Below are 16,911 nucleotides of genomic sequence, written 5' to 3'. Positions count from 1 at the left end.
TGCGCCCTTCCGTCCCTGACCGGCGAGGAAGAGCGCGTCGGCCGGGACGGCACCGCCCCCCACTGCTCCCGTTCGGTGGACCTCGCCGAGTGGCGTTGAGCGTGACGGTGCCTCCGGGGCCGCCGAGCCGGTACCCGCCCTCCGCGACCGACGACTCGACGGTCCCCGTGCCGAGCGGCGAAGGAGCGCCGGGGCCTTCCCCGACGAGCGGCATCCTGGTCAGCGCGGCTCACCGGCGGCCCGGCGGCCCGGCTTCATTTCAAGTGCCGGGTGAGGAACCGGGCCGCGGCGTCCCCCGCGAACCGCGGGACGCCGGTGTGCCCGCCGAGGTTGGCGTGCAGGCTCTTCTCCTCGGTGCCGAAGGCGTCGAACAGGTCCAGGGCTGCCTGCCGGTCGTTTCCCTCGTCGTCCCACTGCAGCAGGACGTGCAGCGGAATGGTGACCCGGCGGGCCTCCTCGAATAGGGCGCGGGGTACGAAACTCCCGGCGAACAGGACGGCGGCCGAGATGCGCGGCTCGACCACCGCCAGCCGGATCCCGATGGAGATCACTCCCCCCGAGTACCCGACCGGGCCGCCGATCCCGGGCAGCGAAAGGAGGGCGTCCAGGGCGGTCCGCCACTCCGGGACCGCCTTTTCCACGAGCGGCAGGATGAGGGCGTCGATGATTTCGTCGTCGACCGGCTCGCCGGCCGCCAGCGACCGGCGCAGGTCGGCACGGGCCTGTTCGGCGGCGGCCCGGCGGGGCCGTTCACCGCTCCCGGGGAGCTCGATGGTGGCGGCGGCGAAGCCCTCCGCCGCGCAGTGCCGGGCCCGCCCCGCCAGCCGGGGGTACATCTTGTCCAGTCCGCCGGGGTGGCCGAGCAGGACCAGCGGCACCGGTCCGGACGTGGACGCGGGCGTCCACAGGATGCCGGGGATCCCACCGAGGGTGAATTCGTGTTCGAGGACACCGTCGTCGAGGCGCCGTGCGGAAGTGAAGCGCATGATCGTGCCTTTCGGGAGTGCGCTCGGGCGGCGCTCCCGGACGACCTATCGCCCGACCGTGACCCCGGAGGGGAGCACCCGTGTCGGTACTGCGTCCACGGGTACCACCTCCTCGTTCTCTCGCACGGTCTGCGGAAACGTAGCAGTGGCCGCGGTGGCCCGCCAAACGGATTACTGCGCGGCGTCCGCAGCCGGACGCCGAGGAGCCGGAACACCGCGCAGCACTCCTGGGTGCCCCGTCCCCGCTTGCCGGGGCGGGGCCCCGCGACGGCGCGGCGCGCGGACCGCCGCCGGCGTTCGCGGATGCGGCCACCGGCGGCGGTCCGGGAGCGCGGCGGCGGCGACCGGTGGGAGCGGCGCGTCGCCGGCGCGGGTCCGTACCGGCGGGTCACCGCCGCGTGCCCGCGGGGGTGACCCGCCCGCGGGAGACGGGAGAACCGCGGGGAGACCGACCGCACCGGGCAGCGGGGCACCGGCCGTGCGCACCGGCCGTGCGCCCACACCGGTGGTCACGGTGAGGCCGCCCGGAGGCGGGCCCGGCAGCCGCGGGCCGGCCCCCGCGGCGAGGGCGCGGACGGCCTGGCCGAATTCGGCCGGCAACGGGGCGCAGGGCGGTCGATAGCCTTCCGGGGGAGCGGGACGAGGGGATCCCTGGCGCGAACTCCCCGGATCCTCCCCGGGACCCGTCCTGAGCGCCCGCCGTCCGGGCCGGCGCACGTAGACAGCGAGGTGACAGGCCGTATGTTCACCACCCGCCCCACCCTGCAGGGCACCTTCGGCATGGTGTCCTCCACCCACTGGCTCGCCTCCCAGTCCGCGATGGCGGTCCTGGAGGACGGCGGCAACGCCTTCGACGCCGCCGTCGCCGGCGCGTTCGTGCTGCACGTGGTCGAGCCGCACCTGAACGGCCCCGCCGGCGAGGTCCCGGTGCTGTTCGCCCCGTCCGGCGGCGGGGTGCGGGTGCTGTGCGGGCAGGGCGTCGCCCCGGCCGGTGCCACCGCCGCCCACTACCGCGGGCTCGGCCTGGACCTCGTCCCCGGCACGGGGCCGCTGGCCGCCGCCGTGCCGGGCGCCTTCGACGCCTGGCTGCTGCTCCTGCGCGACCACGGCACCAAACCCCTGGACGACGTCCTGAAGTACGCCATCGGCTACGCCGAGCACGGACACGCGCCCGTGGAGGACGTGGGCGCGGCCGTGCGGAGCGTGCGGAAGCTGTTCACGACCGAGTGGACCTCCTCGGCGGAGGTGTACCTGCCGGGCGGCAGGCCGCCCCGGCCCGGCGAACTGCTGCGCAACCCCGCGCTCGCGGCCACCTGGAAGCGGGTGCTGGCCGGGACCGCCCGGGGCGGTGACCGGGAGACGCGGATCGACGCCGCCCGCGAGGTGTGGCGCCGCGGCTTCATCGCCGAGGCCCTGGTACGGCAGTCCCGGCGCCCCACGCTCGACACCAGCGGCGAACGGCACACCGGCACGCTCACCGAGGCCGACCTGGCCGGCTGGTCGGCGTCCTACGAGGCACCGGTGACGTACGACTGGAACGGCTGGACCGTGTGCAAGGCCGGACCCTGGAGCCAGGGCCCGGCCCTCCTCCAGCAGCTCGCCCTGCTCCCGCCCGAACTGCCCGCCCCCGGCACCGCCGACCACCTCCACCTGCTGATCGAGGGCTGCAAGCTCGCCATGGCCGACCGCGAGGCCTGGTACGGGGACGCCGCCGAGGTGCCGCTCGCCGAACTGCTGTCGGACGCCTACAACGCCGAGCGGCGGACCCTCGTGGGCGCGGAGGCCTCCTACGAGCTGCGCCCCGGCAGCCCCGGCGGCCGCCCCCCGCGCCTGCCCGCGCGGGCGCACGCGCGCACGCCGGCCGGCCACGGCGGCGGCTTCGACCCGATGGGCGCGGGCGAGCCGACCGCGGCCCGGTTCCCCGCCGACGGGCCGGGCCCCGCCGAACCCCGGGTGGGCGCCGACGGCACGACCCGCGGCGACACCTGCCACCTCGACGTCGTCGACCGCTGGGGCAACATGGTCGCGGCCACGCCCAGCGGCGGCTGGCTGCAGTCCAACCCGGTCGTACCGGAGCTGGGCTTCCCGCTCGGCACCCGGCTGCAGATGGCCTGGCTGGAGGAGGGCCTGCCGAACACGCTCACGCCCGGCCGCCGCCCCCGCACCACCCTCACCCCGTCCCTGGCCCTGCGCGAGGGGGTGCCGGTCCTGGCGTTCGGCACCCCCGGCGGCGACCAGCAGGACCAGTGGCAACTGCACTTCTTCCTCGCCGCCGCCCTGCGCCCGCCGGTCCGCGGCGGCCTCGACCTCCAGGGCGCCATCGACGCCCCGAACTGGCACAACGACAGCTTCCCCAGCTCCTTCCACCCGCGCGGCCGCCGCCCCGGCGCCGTGACCGTGGAGTCCCGCACCGACCCCGGCGCCGTCGCGGAGCTGCGCCGTCGCGGCCACGACGTCACCGTGGGCCCCGCCTGGTCGGAGGGCCGCCTGTGCGCGGTCGCCCGGGATCCGCGCACCGGCGTCCTGTCGGCCGCCGCGAACCCGCGCGGGATGCAGGGGTACGCGGTCGGGCGCTGACACCGCGGGCCGGGCGCCCCCTCTTCGTCCCGATTCCACCCGGCGTGCACCGGCCGGGCGGGGATTGTCGGCGGCGCGTGGTCTCATGGAGGCATGATCGACGACACGGAAACCATCGAGGAGTTTCTCACCCGGCACTCGGCCGACGTGGAGGAGGCGGTCCGCAAGGCGGCCGCGACCGAGATCCTGCCCCGCTTCCGCCGCCTGGCCGCGCACGAGGTGGACCGCAAGAGCGGACCGCACGACCTGGTGACGGACGCCGACCGGCTGGCCGAGCGCCAGCTCACCGACGCCCTGGGCGCCCTGCTGCCCGGCTCGGCCGTGGTCGGCGAGGAGGCGGTGCACGCCAGCCCGGCGACGTACGGGGCGATCCGGGGCGACGCGCCGGTCTGGATCGTCGACCCGGTGGACGGCACCCGGCAGTTCGTGCACGGCGACGACGGCTTCTGCACCCTAGTCGCGCTCGCCCACCGGGGCACCGTGCTGGCCTCCTGGACCTACGCACCCGCGCGCGACCGGTTCGCCACGGCCGTCCGCGGCCGGGGCGCCCTCCTCGACGGCGAGCGGCTGTTCGCCGGCCCGCCCGCACCCGGCCGGGACCTCACCGTCGCCACCTCCCACCCCGACTTCACCACGGACGGGCAGAAGCGCGCCCTGCGCGCCCTGTGGACCGACGGCGTCGCCCCGCGGCCCTGCGGCTCGGCGGGCCTGGAGTACCTGGCCGTGGCCCGGGGCGAGCTGGACGCCGTCGCGTTCACCTGGGAGGCGGCCTGGGACCACGCGGCGGGCCTGCTCCTGGTGGAGGAGGCGGGCGGCGCCCACCTCACGCTCACCGGCGAGCCGTTCCGCGTGAGCGGGGACAACGCGTTGCCGTTCACCGCCGCGCGGGACGCCGCCACCGCCCGCCGGACGGTGGAGCTGCTGCGCACGGGAGCCTGAGCCACCCGGCCCGGACAGGGCCGGTCGCCCGTCATATCCTGCTTTCCCAGTGGCCATCGGCTGACGAAGGGGTCCGAAGGTGCCGTCGATGCTCGATGCTGTCGTGGTGGGTGCGGGGCCGAACGGACTGACCGCCGCCGTGGAGCTGGCCCGCCGGGGTTTCTCCGTCGCCGTGTTCGAGGCGCGGGCCACCGTCGGCGGCGGCGCCCGCACCGCGGAGCTGACCCTCCCCGGCTTCCGGCACGACCCGTGCTCGGCCGCCCACCCCCTCGGCATCAACTCACCCGCGTTCCGGGCGCTCCCGCTCGACCGCTACGGCCTCGAATGGCTGCACGCCGAACTGCCCATGGCCCACCCGTTCCCGGACGGCACCGCGGCCGTGCTGGCCCGGTCCGTCGCCGAGACGGCCGCGTCCTTCGGGCCGCGCGACGCGGGCGCCTACCGCAGGCTGGTCGAGCCGTTCCTGCGCCGGTGGGACACCCTCGTGCGGGACTTCATGTCCCTGCCGCTGACCGCTCTGCCCCGCGACCCGGTCACCCTCGCCCGGTTCGGGCTGGCCGGGCTGCCGCCGTCCACCGTGCTGATGCGCCGCTTCCACGACGAGCGCTTCAAGACGCTCTTCGCCGGGCTGGTCGCCCACGTGATGGCCCCGCTGGGCGGCCTGGCCACCGGTGCCGTCGGCCTGGTCTTCGCGCTGGCCGCGCACGCCCGCGGCTGGCCGGTGGCCCGGGGCGGCTCCCAGGCGATCTCCGACGCCCTCGCCGCCTACCTGGCGGACCTCGGCGGCGCCGTCCACACCGACTACGAGGTCAAGCGGCTGGACGACCTGCCGCCCGCGCGCGCGTACGTCTTCGACACCTCGCCCACCGCCCTCGCCCGCATCGCCGGCCTCGGCCGCCACTACGCGGACTACCGCTACGGCCCCAGCGTCTTCAAGATCGATTACGCCCTGGACGGCCCGGTCCCGTGGACCGCCCCCGAGGCCCGGGCCGCCGGCACCGTCCAGATCGGCGCGAGCCGCGCCGAGATCGGCACCGCCCTGCGCGCCGCGTCCCGCGAGGGCCGCGCGCCCGACAGGCCGTTCCTGATCACCGTGCAGCCCAGCGTGGCCGACCCCGGCCGCGCCCCCGAGGGCAAGCACGTCTTCTGGGCGTACGGGCACGTACCGGCCAACTGGGACGGCGACCTCACCGACGCCATGGAGCGCCAGCTGGAGCGGTACGCCCCCGGCTTCCGCGACCGCGTCCTGGCCCGCGCCGTCACCGGCCCGGCGGAACTGGCCGCGGGCAACGCCAACTACGTCGGCGGCGACATCGCCTGCGGCGCGGCCTCCGGACTCCAGCTCCTGCTGCGTCCCAAGCCGTCCCTGTTCCCGTACCACACCCCGCACCCGGCCGTCTTCCTCTGCTCCTCGGCCACCCCGCCGGGCCCCGGCGTGCACGGCATGTCGGGGCACAACGCGGCCAAGGCCGTGTGGAGGAGGCTGCGCCGGACATGACCACGCTCACCCTCGTACGGGGCGACATCACCCGGCAGAGCGCCGACGCGATCGTCAACGCGGCCAACTCCTCGCTCCTGGGCGGCTCGGGCGTGGACGGCGCGATCCACCGCCGCGGCGGCCCGGCCATCCTGGAGGAGTGCCGCAGGCTGCGTGCCTCCCGGTACGGCGGGGGCCTGCCCACCGGCCGGGCGGTCGCCACCACCGCGGGCGAGCTGGACGCGCGCTGGGTCATCCACACGGTCGGCCCGGTCTGGCGGGCCGGCGGCGGAGGCGAGGCGCTGCTCGCCTCCTGCTACCGGGAGTCGCTGCGCCTGGCCGACGAGCTGGGGGCCCGGACGGTCGCGTTCCCGGCGATCTCCACCGGCGTGTACCGGTGGCCGCTGGACGACGCGGCGCGCATCGCGGTCGAGACCGTGCGCGGCACACCGGCGGCCGTCGAGGAGGTGCGGTTCGTCCTCTTCGACGACCGGGCGTACGAGGCGTTCGCCCGCCACGCCGGCTGACGCCCGCCACGCCGGCTGACGCCCGCCACGCCGGCTGACGCCCGCCACGCCGGCTGACGCCCGCCACGCCGGCTGACGCCCGCCACGCCGGCTGACGCCCGCCACGCCGGCTGACGCCCGCCACGCCGGCTGACGGCGGCCGCGTCCGTACCGCCGCCGCGGCCGGCCCCGGCACCTCCCCGCCCGGCACCCGCGCCCGGCGCCGCGCCGTCCACCGGGCCCCCGTCCGGGGCGTGACCCGTGAAGCCGGGGCCCGCCCGCCGCCCGTCGGGGCGGGCCCGGGGTAAGCGGGCACCCGTGGGACCGGGGGAATAGTTGTTGTTTGACAACTATGATCGCGAGGCAACAGGGTGGCCATGTCGAACTGCGGGAGGGTCTGGAATGTTCCGGTGGGCGGGGGCCGCTGCGTGCGCCGGCCACCCACGCCCCGCAGCGCCGGGAAGCCGGACGGCGTGGGCCGGTGGTCAGGCGGTCCGGTCGCCGGGAGGCCGGGCGTCGCCGTCCATCCTCAGTGCCGCGGCGCAGAACGCCTCGAGTCCCTCCAGCAGCGCGGCCCGCTTGGCCACCGGCATCAGGGCCAGCACCGCCTGTAGCTCCTCCTCGCGGCGTACGCGCAGGTCGGCCAGGAAGGCCCTGCCCCGGCCGCTGAGGTGCAGCCGCACCTCGCGCCGGTCGGCCGGGCTGACCACGCGCTCGACGAAGCCCGCGGCCACCAGCCGGTCGCACAGCCGGCTGGTGGAGGGGGGCGTGGAGGCGAGGGCGTCGGCGAGGGTGCGCAGGTTGATACCGCCCTGGTGCTCGAGGACCAGCAGCACGCGCAACTGGGAGGCGGAGGCGGGCGCGGTCGAGGCCCGGCCCCACAGCACTTCCAGCAGCTCCGCGGCCGTCGACGTCACGCGGGCGACCTCGGCGGGCTCTGGGCGGGGGCGGAAGACAGTCACCGTCATACTCTCGCAGGTACTGGAACACCCGCCAGCGTACTAGCCACCTGCAGCGGCCATGGATGACTTCGACGGCCGGCGCGCGGCCGGACCAGGCACACCTCGTCATATGAGCGAGACTCGACGACATCCCCCGAAGGATTGGTGTATCCATCATCATGAACAGATTTGTGGCCGCTGAACGCGCCCTGCGTACGGCGGCACCGCACGAGCTGCTGGACGCCGTCCGCCGCGTACTGACCGAGCAGTACGCGGCACGGGCCGTGGAGCTGTTCCTGGCCGACTACAGCCTGGCGGTGCTGCAGCCGGTGTCGGAGCTGCCGCACACGGCGGAGCCGGTGTCGGTGCACAACAGCCCCGAGGGCCGCGCCTTCGGCGCCCAGCAGCCGTTCGTCGAGGCCGTCCGGGACGGCTGCGTCCGCGCGCACCTGCCGGTCAGCGTGCGCGGGGACCGGCTCGGCGTGCTGTCGGTGACCCTGCGCGAGGAGGATGGCGCGCCGGGTCTCCTCGACGAACTCGGTGAGATCGCGCAGGTGCTGGGCCACGAGGTGATCGTCGCCGAGCGCGACACCGACGTCTACCTGCAGGCCCGCCGCAAGGACCGGCTCACCCTGGCGGCCGAGATGCAGTGGCAGCTGCTGCCGGGCCGCTCCTGCGCCCGGCCCGAGTACGAGCTGGGCGCGCAGCTGGAGCCGGCGTACGCGATCTTCGGCGACAACTTCGACTGGTCGGCCACCGCCGACCGCCTCCTGCTGTACGTCACCAACGGCATGGGCGAGGGCATAGAGGCCTCCTTGCTGACGAACCTGGCCATCAACGCGCTGCGCAACGCGCGGCGGGCCGGCATCCCCATCGAGGACCAGGCCGCCCTGGCGGACCAGGCGGTGTACGCCCACTACCGGGGACGCTGCTACCTGTCGGTGCTGATGTTCGACTTCGAGCTGGCCACGGGGCGGGCCAAGGTCGTGGACGCCGGCTCCCCGCAGCTGCTGCGGCTGCGCGACGGCGCGGTCGAGCACGTCACCTTCGAGGCGCAGCTGCCGCTGGGCATGTTCGAGGAGACCGACTACGTGGCCCAGGAGTTCCAGGTCGAACCGGGCGACCGGCTCGTCCTCGTCAGCGACGGGGTGCACGCGGTCGCCTCGCCGAAGGGGGAGGCCTACGGCGACGACGCCCTGGCCCGGGCCATCCAGTCCACGCGCCTGCTGCCGGCCGCCGAGGTCCCGCGCGCCGTCCTGCGGGAGCTGTCCGGCCACCGCGGCGAACCCGCGCCGGACGACGACGCCCTGGTGATGTGCCTGGACTGGCACGGCCGCTGACCGCGGCGGCGGGCGTGGCCGCTAGGACGTCCCCGGCCCGCCCGGCGGTGCCGGCGCCCCGTCCCGGACGGCGAGGAAGGACTTCATGCCACGGCTCAGCGCCGACCGCTCCACCGGGTCCATGGCGGCCAGGACGACCGCCAGGGCCTGCGCGCGCCGCGCCGCCACGTCGTCCAGCACCCGGCGCCCGTGGACGGTGAGGCTCAGCCGCACCTCGCGCCGCCGCTGCGGGTGCAGCGCGCGCTCCAGCAGGCCGGCCGCCTCCAGCCGGTCGCACAGGCGGCTGGCGGTGGGCAGCCCGATGTCGAGCCGCTCGGCCAGTGCCGTCAGGTTCGTCCCGGGCGCCGCCTCCAGCGTCCGCAGGGCCCGCAGCTGGTGCGGGGACAGCCGCAGGGCCGCCCCCTGAGCGGCCAGCGACCACAGGTTCGACAGGCTCTCCACGGCGTCGGCGATCTCCAGCGCGACGGCCTCCGGACCGTCGCCCGATCCCATCGCGCGGTCGTCGCCGGGGCCGCCGGGAGGGGTCACGGGCACATCACTCTCAAGAACCTCGGGGTACTGGTACGGGCGGGACACCCCACATTCCCCCGCTGCACCCGAAGAGACAAGGTGCAAGCGGCTCCCGCGGCGCGCGGGTCGTCCCGCCCGGGGGCGGGACCCGGCCCGCCTTCAGGTACATGTCGGATATTCGCCAGCGCCGGGTACCGGCGGTGACCGATCCTGGACGCATGCAGACAGCGACGCACCTCGACCGGGAGCACTGCGTGCGGGCCGTGCGGTCCAGGGACGCGCGGTTCGACGGGTGGTTCTTCACCGCCGTCCTCACCACCGGTGTCTATTGCCGGCCCAGCTGCCCGGCCGTGCCGCCCAAGGCGGAGAACATGACGTTCCACCCCAGTGCCGCCGCCTGCCAGGCGGCCGGCTTCCGGGCCTGCAAGCGCTGCCGTCCCGACACCGGTCCCGGCTCCCCGGAGTGGAACCGGCGCGCCGACCTGGTGGCCCGCGCCATGCGGCTGATCGCCGACGGCGTCGTGGACCGCGAGGGCGTGCCCGGACTCGCCGCCCGGCTCGGCTACAGCGCCCGGCAGGTCGAACGCCAGCTCCTCGCCGAATTGGGCGCGGGTCCCCTCGCGCTGGCCCGCGCCCAGCGCGCGCAGACCGCGCGCCTGCTCATCGAGACCACCCCGCTGCCGATGGCGGAGGTCGCCTTCGCGGCCGGGTTCTCCTCCGTGCGCACCTTCAACGACACCGTCCGCGAGGTCTACGCCCTCACCCCGGGCGAGCTGCGCGCCCGGGTCCCGCACGGCGGCCCGGCGGGCACCCCGGGAACCCTCGCGCTGCGGCTGCCCTTCCGCGCCCCGCTGAACCCCGGCAACCTCTTCGGCCACCTGGCCGCCACGGCCGTGCCCGGCGTGGAGGAGTGGCGCGACGGCGCCTACCGGCGCACGCTGCGGCTGCCGTACGGACACGGGATCGTCGCGCTCGCCCCGCGGCCCGGCCACATCGACTGCCGCCTGACCCTCGGGGACCTGCGGGACCTCACCGTGGCGATCAACCGGTGCCGGCGTCTGCTGGACCTGGACGCCGACCCGGTCGCCGTCGACGACCGGCTGCGCGCGGACCCGCTGCTGGCACCCCTGGTGGACCGCGCCCCGGGCCGCCGGGTGCCGCGCACGGTCGACGAGGCCGAGTTCGCCGTCCGCGCCGTGCTCGGACAGCAGGTCTCCACCGCCGCCGCCCGCACCCACGCGGCCCGCCTGGTCGCCGCCCACGGCAAGCCCCTGGACGACCCCGAGGGCGGCCTGACCCACCTGTTCCCGACGCCCGGGGCGCTGGCCGCGGTCGACCCCGGCACCCTGGCGATGCCCCGCGCCCGGCGCACCACCCTGACCACCCTGGTCCGGCACCTCGCCGACGGCACCCTGCGCCTGGGCGTCGAGGCCGACTGGGCCGAGACCCGCGCCCGGCTGCTCGCCCTGCCCGGCTTCGGCCCCTGGACGGCCGACGTCATCGCGCAGCGCGCCCTCGGCGACCCCGACGCCTTCCTGCCCACCGACCTCGGCGTCCGGCGCGCCGCCCGGGCCCTGGGCCTGCCCGCCACCCCGGCCGCGCTCACCGCCCGCGCCGAGGCCTGGCGGCCCTGGCGGGCGTACGCCGTGCAGTATCTGTGGGCGACCGACAACCACCCGATCAACGTCCTTCCCGCGTAAGGAAATCCCGCACATGTCCGTGAAACAGCACACCGTGGTCGACAGCCCCTACGGGCCACTCACCCTCGTCGCCGACGGCGACGGCGCGCTGTGCGGCCTGTACATGGCCGCACAGCGGCACCGCCCCGGCGAGGAGACCTTCGGGTCACGCATCGCCGCGCTCCGCGTCTTCGCCGAGGCGCAGGAGCAGCTCACGGCCTACTTCGCCGGCGAGCTGAAGGAGTTCACCCTCCCGCTCGGCCTGCACGGAACGCCGTTCCAGCGCGCCGTCTGGGAGCAGCTGACGAAGATCCCGTACGGGGAGACCCGCAGCTACGGCGCGCTCGCCGCGGCCCTCGGCCGCCCCGGGGCCTCCCGCGCGGTCGGCCTCGCCAACGGCCGCAACCCCATCGGCATCGTCGTCCCCTGCCACCGGGTGATCGGCTCCGACGGCAGCCTCACCGGTTACGGCGGCGGCCTGGAGCGCAAGCAGCGCCTGCTGGACTTCGAGCGGGGCACCGCCCTGTTCTAGGGCCTCCCGTTCCGGGACCTTGCGTTCGGATCCCGCCGGGCTCGCGGGGTCCGGCCCGATCCGAACGCAAGGCCCCGGCCGTCGGCCGGACCGGCGCCCGTCCGCGGCGGTGTCCGCCGCTACCGCTCCGGCACGGCCGCCCGGTGGCCGTTCTCCAGCTCCACCGTGCCCGAGCCGTCCGCCAGCACGTCCAGGGCGGCCAGCACCCGTCGGCCGAGGGCGCCGGGCAGGTGGGCGGTGACCTCCTCGCGGGGCACCAGCCGCCAGGACAGCAGCTCCTCCTCCTGCAGGCGGATGGAGCCGAGCTCGGCCTCCGTGAGGACACCGCCGTCGTACAGGTACGCCACCAGCGGCGGCCGCCCCGTGCCGTGTGCCCAGTCCACCGCCAGCAGCCGGCCCGGCTCCCGGTCCAGGCCGGTCTCCTCCAGGGTCTCGCGGCGTGCCCCCTGGCGCGGCGTCTCGCCGTCGTCCGACTCGATCGTGCCGCCCGGCAGGGCCCACCCCTCGCGGTAGTTCGGCTCGACGAGCAGCACCCGCCCCTCGGCGTCCCGGAAGAGCGTGGCGGCGGCGGAGAGGACGCGGGGGAGGCTCGCGATGTACGTGGCGAAGTCTGGCGTCGTGGTCATCCCGGAAGGGTATCCAGGCATGGCCGGGTCATGACGCGTGCCGGCCGCCACGCCGGGCGCGGTGCGCGTGCGGCCGGTGCGCGGCGGCGGGGGCGGCCCGCGGCCAGGATCACGGCGGCGCGACCGACCCCGGCGCGCGGAGCCGGAGAGCGAGGGGGAGGCGAGATGGCGGACGCAGCAGCGGGCGAGCCCCGTCGGGTGCTCATCGCCGCGGACAAGTTCAAGGGCTCGCTGACGGCCGTGCAGGTCGCCGAGCGGGTGACGGCGGGACTGCGCCGGGTCGTGCCGGACCTGCCGGTCGAGGCACTGCCCGTGGCCGACGGCGGCGACGGGACCGTGGACGCGGCGGTCGCCGCCGGTTTCGAGCGGCGCGAGGTCCGGGTCGCCGGGCCGCTGGGCCGGCAGGTCACGGCCGCGTTCGCGCTGCGCGGCGGCACCGCGGTGGTGGAGATGGCCGAGGCGAGCGGCCTGCGGCGGCTGCCGGCCGGCGTCCTCGCGCCGCTGACCGCATCGACGTACGGTTCCGGGGAGCTGCTGCGGGCCGCGCTGGACGCCGGCGCGCGGACGGTCGTGTTCGGCGTGGGCGGCAGTGCCACGACGGACGGCGGCGCCGGGATGCTCTCGGCGCTGGGCGCGCGGTTCCTGGACCGGGACGGGCAGCCGGTGGCGCCGGGCGGCGGCGGGCTCGCCGCCCTGGCCCGCGCGGACCTGTCCGGGCTGGACCCGCGCCTGTCCTCGGTGGAGCTGGTGCTCGCCAGTGACGTCGACAACCCGCTGACCGGGCCGAGGGGCGCGCCCGCGGTGTACGGCCCGCAGAAGGGGGCCTCGCCGGACGACGTGCGGTTCCTGGACGCGGCGCTCGGCCGCTTCGTGCGGGTGCTGGAGGCCGGGGGGGTGCCGCGGGCCGCCGGCCGCGCGGCGGCGCCGGGCGCGGGCGCGGCCGGCGGTGCCGGCTACGGCGCGCTGCTGCTCGGCGCCCGCTTCCGGGCCGGCATCGAGGTCGTGCTGGACGTCCTCGGCTTCGCGCCGGCGCTGGGGCGGGCCACCCTGGTGATCACCGGGGAGGGGTCGCTGGACGAGCAGACGCTGCACGGAAAGGCCCCGGCGGGAGTGGCCGCCGCGGCCCGGGCGGCCGGGAAGGAGACCGTCGCGGTGTGCGGGCGGCTCGCGCTGCCGGCGGAGGCGCTGCTGCGGGCGGGGATCTCCCGGGCGTACCCGCTGACGTCCGTCGAGCCGGACGTCGCCCGGTGCATCGCGGATGCCGGGCCGCTCCTCGAACGGGTCGCCGCCCGCGTCGCGCGGGACGTCCTCGGCTGAGCCTCCGGTGCGGCCGAGGACGTCCCGCGCACACGGTGAAGGGCCCCGGACCGAACCGGTCCGGGGCCCTTCACCACACTCGACGGCCACCGCTACGGCAGCTGCGCCGCGCGCGCCTCCCGCCGGTTGTCACGGAAGTTGTTCACCCTGCGCGCGGTGGCGAACAGCGGAATGACCGCGCCCATGACCAGCTGCAGCGCGCAGCCCGTCTGCAGGAGCAGCTGTCCGCTCGGGGCCTCGAAGGCCCAGGCGGCCAGCAGGCCCATCGACAGCACGATCCAGGAGAGCATCGCACCCGCCAGGCGGCCCCGCGGCTTGGGGTACTCCACCCGGCTCACCATCAGCCAGGCCGTGCCGAGGATCGCCAGCAGGGTCGCCACGAACGGCAGCTCCAGCAGGACGATCGAGACCACCGTCAGCGCGCCGAACGGCGACGGCATGCCCTGGAACACGCCGTCCTTCATCGTCACGCACGAGAAGCGCGCCAGGCGCAGCACGACGGCCAGGAGCACCACGATCGCCCCGAGCGCGGCCACCCGCTGGTGCGCGTCGTCCGCGACCATGCCGTAGACGAGCACGAAGTACGCCGGTGCCAGCCCGAAGCTGATCAGGTCGGAGAGGTTGTCCAGCTCCGCGCCCATCGGCGACGAGCGCAGCTTGCGGGCCACCAGTCCGTCGAACAGGTCGAAGACGGCCGCGCACAGCATCAGGATGACCGCGGTGGCCGCGCTGTGGCGGGCCATGCCCGCGGACTCGTCGTTGCCCGTCAGGTGCGGGATCAGGATGCCGGTGGTGGTGAAGTACACCGCCATGAAGCCGCACGTGGCGTTGCCGAGCGTGAGGGTGTCGGCTATCGACAGGCGGAGGGAGAGGGGCATCTCCTCCTCCTCGTCCACCTCGTCCGCCTCGGGCACCCAGCCCGTCTGTGTCTCCGGATCAATCACGGTCAATGCGAGTCACCCCAGCCACGGTCTTCTGTCCGACCTCGACCGCGACCTCCACGCCCTCGGGCAGGTAGAGGTCGACACGCGAGCCGAAGCGGATCAGACCGATTCGGTCGCCCTGCTCGACCTTCGTGCCCTCGGGGAGGTAGGGCACGATGCGGCGGGCCACCGCGCCGGCGATCTGGATCATCTCGATGTCGCCGAGTTCGGTGTCGAAATGCCAGACTACGCGCTCGTTGTTCTCGCTCTCCTTGTTGAAGGCGGGAACGAAGCCACCGGGGATGTGCTCCACGGACGTCACGGTGCCCGCCAGCGGGGCGCGGTTGACGTGGACGTTGAGCGGGCTCATGAAGATGGCGACACGTGTACGCCCGTCTTTCCAGGGCATGATGCTCTGCACCACACCGTCGGCCGGCGAGATGACCCGGCCCGGGGCGATCTCGCGCTCGGGGTCGCGGAAGAACCACAGCATGCCCGCCGCGAGCGCGGTGGCTGGCACGGCGACGGCCCTGGCGGCACCCGAGCGGCGGGCGCGGACCAGGCTGAGGGCTGCGGTGGCGACGGTCGGGAGGAGCCACGGCGATGCTCCGCGCGCGAGGCGTACGCCGACCTGGCGGTCGCGAGGTGCAGAGGTTTGGCTGTGGGGCATGGATGACCTTCGTAGCGGATGATGCCGCGCAATGACGGGGGACGGCGGCTTTCCCGGAATCGTACCGGTCGCGGGCCGCAACTGGGCAAGCGAGGAAGCCGAGTCGGCGGCTGAAGAGGATCGACGGGGTGTGATTTTCGACTCGAAGAAAACACCCCTTACCCGGATGATCAGCCCTGGAATCGATACTCTTCGAGCAACCTGCGTCCGATGATCATTTTCTGGATCTCGGCGGTGCCTTCACCGATGAGCAGCATCGGGGCCTCCCGGTAGAGGCGCTCGATCTCGTACTCCTTGGAGAAGCCGTAGCCGCCGTGGATCCGGAAGGCGTCCTCCACGACCTCCTTGCAGTACTCGGAGGCGAGGTACTTGGCCATGCCGGCCTCGAGGTCGTTTCGTTCGCCGGAATCCTTTTTGCGAGCCGCGTTCACCATCATGGCATGCGCGGCCTCCACCTTGGTGGCCATTTCGGCCAGTTTGAACTGGATGGCCTGGTGCTGCGCGATCGGCCTGCCGAAGGTGTGGCGCTGCTGGGCGTACCGGACGCCCAGCTCGAAGGCGCGCTGGGCGACGCCGCAGCCGCGTGCGGCCACGTTGACCCGGCCGACCTCCACGCCGTCCATCATCTGGTAGAAACCCCGGCCGGTGACGCCGCCGAGCACCCGGTCGGCCGGCACCCGCAGACCGTCCATGATCAGCTCGGTGGTGTCGACGCCCTTGTAGCCCATCTTGTCGATCTTTCCGGGGACGGTGAGGCCGGGGCGCACCTCGCCGAAGCCGGGTTCCTTCTCCACCAGGAAGGTCGTCATCGACCTGTGGGGCGCCGTGCCCTCGGGGTGTCCTTCGTCACTGCGCACCAGGACGGCCACGAGCGAGGACGTGCCGCCGTTCGTCAGCCACATCTTCTGGCCGTTCAGGACGTACTCGTCGCCGTCCCGGACCGCCTTGGACGTGATCGCCGACACGTCGGAGCCCAGACCGGGCTCCGACATCGAGAAGGCGCCCCGGACGTCGCCGGCCGCCATGCGCGGCAGGAAGTGGTCCTTCTGCTCCTGCGTGCCGTGCTGCTTGAGCATGTACGCGACGATGAAGTGGGTGTTGATGATGCCGGACACCGACATCCAGCCGCGGGCGATCTCCTCCACGCACAGGGCGTAGGTCAGCAGCGACTCGCCCAGGCCCCCGTACTCCTCGGGGATCGTCAGACCGAACAGGCCGAGTTCCCTCAGGCCGTCCACGATCTGCTGCGGGTACTCGTCGCGGTGCTCCAGCCCGGTGGCGACCGGGATGATCTCCTTGTCCACGAAGTCGCGGACGGTGGAGAGGATCTCCTGCTGGACGTCGGTCAGACCGGCGGTCTGGGCCAGGCGGGCCATCTCACTTCTCCTGCTTCGGCTCCGGGCGGCCGGGCTGTTCGCCGCCGCGCTCCTTGACGTACGTCCCGGTGGGCACCATCACCTTGCGGCGGAAGACGCACACCAGGGTGCCGTCCTGCTTGTGGCCCCTGGTCTCGACGTGGACGATGCCGCGGTCGTCCCTCGACTTCGACGGCCGCTTGTCCAGCACGGTCGTCTCGCCGTAGATCGTGTCGCCGTGGAAGGTCGGCGCCACGTGCCTGAGCGACTCGACCTCCAGGTTGGCGATCGCCTTGCCGGACACGTCCGGCACGGACATGCCGAGCAGCAGGGAGTAGACGTAGTTGCCCACGACGACGTTCCTGCCGAAGTCCGTCGTCCTCTCCGCGTAGTTGGCGTCCATGTGGAGCGGGTGGTGGTTCATGGTCAGCAGGCAGAACAGGTGGTCGTCGTACTCGGTGACCGTCTTGCCGGGCCAGTGCTTGTAGACCGCCCCGACCTCGAACTCCTCGTAGGTGCGCCCGAACCGCATC

At 74.7% G+C, this 16,911-nt stretch carries 16 protein-coding genes; 8 read left to right on the top strand and 8 right to left on the bottom strand.

What is annotated here, in order from left to right:
- Positions 1 to 254 precede the first annotated feature (254 nt).
- Positions 255 to 986 (bottom strand): dienelactone hydrolase family protein, encoded by a 732-nt coding sequence (locus tag QQY24_RS05730; protein WP_301971569.1) that lies wholly within the window; start codon positions 984 to 986, stop codon positions 255 to 257.
- A gap of 741 nt (positions 987 to 1,727) precedes the next feature.
- Here QQY24_RS05730 and QQY24_RS05725 point away from each other — a divergent pair.
- The 4 genes from QQY24_RS05725 to QQY24_RS05710 all read left to right on the top strand — a co-directional run bounded on the left by QQY24_RS05725 (position 1,728) and on the right by QQY24_RS05710 (position 6,506).
- Entirely contained in the window at positions 1,728 to 3,563 is a 1,836-nt protein-coding gene (locus QQY24_RS05725) for a gamma-glutamyltransferase family protein (RefSeq protein WP_301971568.1), read from the top strand.
- Between the two features lie 93 nt (positions 3,564 to 3,656).
- A complete protein-coding gene (locus QQY24_RS05720) occupies positions 3,657 to 4,502 on the top strand; it encodes an inositol monophosphatase family protein (protein ID WP_301971567.1) in 846 nt (281 codons plus the stop codon).
- A 79-nt stretch (positions 4,503 to 4,581) separates the two neighbouring features.
- Positions 4,582 to 6,000, top strand: a complete 1,419-nt coding sequence (locus QQY24_RS05715) for an NAD(P)/FAD-dependent oxidoreductase (protein ID WP_301971566.1) — start codon at positions 4,582 to 4,584, stop codon at positions 5,998 to 6,000.
- Entirely contained in the window at positions 5,997 to 6,506 is a 510-nt protein-coding gene (locus QQY24_RS05710) for an O-acetyl-ADP-ribose deacetylase (protein WP_301971565.1), read from the top strand. Before QQY24_RS05715 ends, QQY24_RS05710 begins: the two co-directional genes overlap by 4 nt.
- A gap of 464 nt (positions 6,507 to 6,970) precedes the next feature.
- Here the strand turns inward: QQY24_RS05710 and QQY24_RS05705 are convergent, their stop codons facing one another.
- Positions 6,971 to 7,453: a MarR family transcriptional regulator gene (locus QQY24_RS05705; protein WP_301971564.1), complete on the bottom strand. Its 483-nt coding sequence runs from the start codon at positions 7,451 to 7,453 to the stop codon at positions 6,971 to 6,973.
- A 152-nt stretch (positions 7,454 to 7,605) separates the two neighbouring features.
- Between QQY24_RS05705 and QQY24_RS05700 the strand changes: the two genes are divergently transcribed.
- Positions 7,606 to 8,766, top strand: coding sequence for a PP2C family protein-serine/threonine phosphatase (locus tag QQY24_RS05700; RefSeq protein ID WP_301971563.1), 1,161 nt, complete (start codon positions 7,606 to 7,608; stop codon positions 8,764 to 8,766).
- A 21-nt stretch (positions 8,767 to 8,787) separates the two neighbouring features.
- Here QQY24_RS05700 and QQY24_RS05695 read toward each other — a convergent pair whose 3' ends face one another.
- Positions 8,788 to 9,294: a MarR family winged helix-turn-helix transcriptional regulator gene (locus QQY24_RS05695; protein ID WP_301971562.1), complete on the bottom strand. Its 507-nt coding sequence runs from the start codon at positions 9,292 to 9,294 to the stop codon at positions 8,788 to 8,790.
- A 200-nt stretch (positions 9,295 to 9,494) separates the two neighbouring features.
- Here QQY24_RS05695 and QQY24_RS05690 point away from each other — a divergent pair, with 200 nt between their 5' ends.
- Positions 9,495 to 10,976, top strand: a complete 1,482-nt coding sequence (locus tag QQY24_RS05690; RefSeq protein ID WP_301971561.1) for an AlkA N-terminal domain-containing protein — start codon at positions 9,495 to 9,497, stop codon at positions 10,974 to 10,976.
- Positions 10,977 to 10,995: 19 nt separating this feature from the next.
- A complete protein-coding gene (locus QQY24_RS05685) occupies positions 10,996 to 11,487 on the top strand; it encodes a methylated-DNA--[protein]-cysteine S-methyltransferase (protein ID WP_301976157.1) in 492 nt (163 codons plus the stop codon).
- 119 nt (positions 11,488 to 11,606) lie between these two features.
- On the opposite strand, the gene QQY24_RS05680 is transcribed toward QQY24_RS05685, so the two are convergent.
- On the bottom strand, positions 11,607 to 12,113 hold the full coding sequence (locus QQY24_RS05680; RefSeq protein ID WP_301971560.1) for an NUDIX hydrolase: 507 nt from the start codon (positions 12,111 to 12,113) through the stop codon (positions 11,607 to 11,609).
- Between the two features lie 165 nt (positions 12,114 to 12,278).
- On the opposite strand from QQY24_RS05680, the gene QQY24_RS05675 reads away from it, so the two are divergent.
- Complete coding sequence (locus QQY24_RS05675) at positions 12,279 to 13,430, top strand: glycerate kinase (protein ID WP_301971559.1); 1,152 nt, start codon at positions 12,279 to 12,281, stop codon at positions 13,428 to 13,430.
- Between the two features lie 92 nt (positions 13,431 to 13,522).
- On the opposite strand, the gene pssA is transcribed toward QQY24_RS05675, so the two are convergent.
- The 4 genes from pssA to QQY24_RS05655 form a co-directional block, all read right to left on the bottom strand.
- Positions 13,523 to 14,344 (bottom strand): CDP-diacylglycerol--serine O-phosphatidyltransferase, encoded by an 822-nt coding sequence (pssA, locus tag QQY24_RS05670; RefSeq protein ID WP_301976156.1) that lies wholly within the window; start codon positions 14,342 to 14,344, stop codon positions 13,523 to 13,525.
- Between the two features lie 22 nt (positions 14,345 to 14,366).
- Positions 14,367 to 15,023, bottom strand: a complete 657-nt coding sequence (locus tag QQY24_RS05665) for a phosphatidylserine decarboxylase (protein WP_301971558.1) — start codon at positions 15,021 to 15,023, stop codon at positions 14,367 to 14,369.
- Positions 15,024 to 15,193: 170 nt separating this feature from the next.
- Positions 15,194 to 16,399, bottom strand: coding sequence for an acyl-CoA dehydrogenase family protein (locus QQY24_RS05660; protein WP_301971557.1), 1,206 nt, complete (start codon positions 16,397 to 16,399; stop codon positions 15,194 to 15,196).
- Between the two features lies 1 nt (position 16,400).
- Positions 16,401 to 16,910, bottom strand: a complete 510-nt coding sequence (locus QQY24_RS05655) for a MaoC family dehydratase (RefSeq protein WP_301971556.1) — start codon at positions 16,908 to 16,910, stop codon at positions 16,401 to 16,403.
- Position 16,911: the final 1 nt, after the last annotated feature.

The sequence above is a fragment of the Streptomyces sp. TG1A-8 genome (assembly GCF_030499535.1).
Taxonomy (GTDB): Bacteria; Actinomycetota; Actinomycetes; order Streptomycetales; family Streptomycetaceae; genus Streptomyces.
This window is presented reverse-complemented; position numbering and strand designations above follow the sequence as displayed.